General features: G+C 74.3%; 2 protein-coding genes. One reads left to right on the top strand and one right to left on the bottom strand.

Going from position 1 to position 1628, the window contains the following annotated elements; genetic code table 11:
• The coding region (locus H5J29_RS31900) for a hypothetical protein (RefSeq protein ID WP_220188196.1) at positions 1-473 on the top strand (473 nt) is incomplete at its 5' end.
• Here H5J29_RS31900 and radA read toward each other — a convergent pair.
• Positions 474-1628 (bottom strand): DNA repair protein RadA (gene radA, locus H5J29_RS31905; RefSeq protein ID WP_181784636.1); only part of this gene is annotated, 1155 nt, incomplete at its 5' end.

Consider the following 1628-nt stretch of genomic DNA (forward strand, 5'->3'; position numbering starts at 1 on the left):
AGCGGCCCGACGACACCCCCCGGGCCACCGTGCCCGTCCCGCCCACGGAGATCGCCCCGCCGACCGGGCCGCCCGCCTGCACGAACGACATGATCGACGTCGGCGCGGAGATCGACTCGCCGCAGCACACGGTGGGCGACCGCCCGGAGGTGCGGCTGGTCGTCGTGAACGTCTCCGGCCAGGCCTGCGTGCGGGACCTGGACGGGGCGCTGCAGGAGATCGTCGTGTGGGACCGCCCCGTCCAGAACCGGCTCTGGTCCAGCAACGACTGCGTGAACCCCTCGACCCAGGACCTGCGGACGCTGGTGCCCGGCCAGCCGGTCGCCTTCGCGGTGACCTGGTCGGGGCTCTCGTCGAACCCCGGGTGCACCGCGCCCCGGACCCGGCTGCCCGCGGGGGAGTACACCCTGCTCACCCGGGTCGCGGACCGGATCAGCGGGCCCACGCCGTTCACGCTGAACCCGCGCCCCTGATCAGCGCTTGATGCGCGCCAGCACCTGGGACACGTCCGACACCTCGGTGAGCCTCATCCCGGAGGACCCGGCGTCGCTGTCCGGCGGGATCAGCGCATGGGTGAAGCCGAGCCGCGCGGCCTCGGCCAGCCGCCGTCGGACGCCGGAGACGCGGCGCACCTCGCCCGCCAGCCCCAGCTCACCGAGGACGATGAGGTCCGGCGGCAGCGCGACGTCGTTCTTCGCCGACGCCACGGCCATGGCGAGGGCGAGGTCCGCGGCGGGCTCGGTGACCTTCATGCCGCCGACGGTGGCCGTGTAGACCTCCGCGTCGTGCAGCCGCACGCCGCCGCGCCGCTCCAGGACCGCGAGCAGCATCGACACCCGAGCGGAGTCGAGCCCGCTGACCGCCCGCCGCGGGGTGGGCATGCTGCTGGTGGCCACCAGGGCCTGGACCTCGGCCAACAGCGGCCTGCGGCCGTCCATCACGACGGTGACCGCGGTCCCCGGCACCACGGAGGCCTGGGTGGCCCCGAACCGGGCCAGGAAGAGCCCGGAGGGGTCCGCCAGCCCCACGATGCCCTCGTCCCGCAGTTCGAAGCAGCCCACCTCGTCCGCGGGACCGAACCGGTTCTTCACCCCGCGGACCATGCGGAGCGTGGAGTGCTTGTCGCCCTCGAAGGCGAGCACCACGTCCACCAGGTGCTCCAGCACCCGCGGCCCGGCGATGTTCCCGTCCTTGGTCACGTGGCCGACCAGCAGCACGGGCAGCCCGCGCTCCTTGGCCAACGCCGTGAGCGCGACGGTCACGGCGCGGGTCTGCGTGACCCCGCCCGCCGTGCCGTCCACCTCCGGGGAGGTCATGGTCTGCACCGAGTCGACGATCAACAGCTCGGGCGCCAGGGCGTCGACGTGCCCGAGGATCGACGACAGGTCCGACTCGGCGGCCAGGTAGAGCCGGTCGTGCAGCGCGCCCGTGCGCTCGGCCCGCAGCCGGACCTGGCCCGCGGACTCCTCACCGGTCACGTAGAGGACGGTGCGGGACACCGCGGCCTTCGCCGCCACCTCCAGCAGGAGGGTGGACTTGCCGACACCGGGCTCACCGGCGAGCAGGACCACCGCGCCCGGGACGAGTCCACCCCCCAGCACCCGGTCCAGCTCGTCGACACCCGACGG

Origin of the sequence: Pseudonocardia pini (genome assembly GCF_013870575.1) — a bacterium.
GTDB classification, from domain to species: domain Bacteria; phylum Actinomycetota; class Actinomycetes; order Mycobacteriales; family Pseudonocardiaceae; genus Pseudonocardia; species Pseudonocardia pini.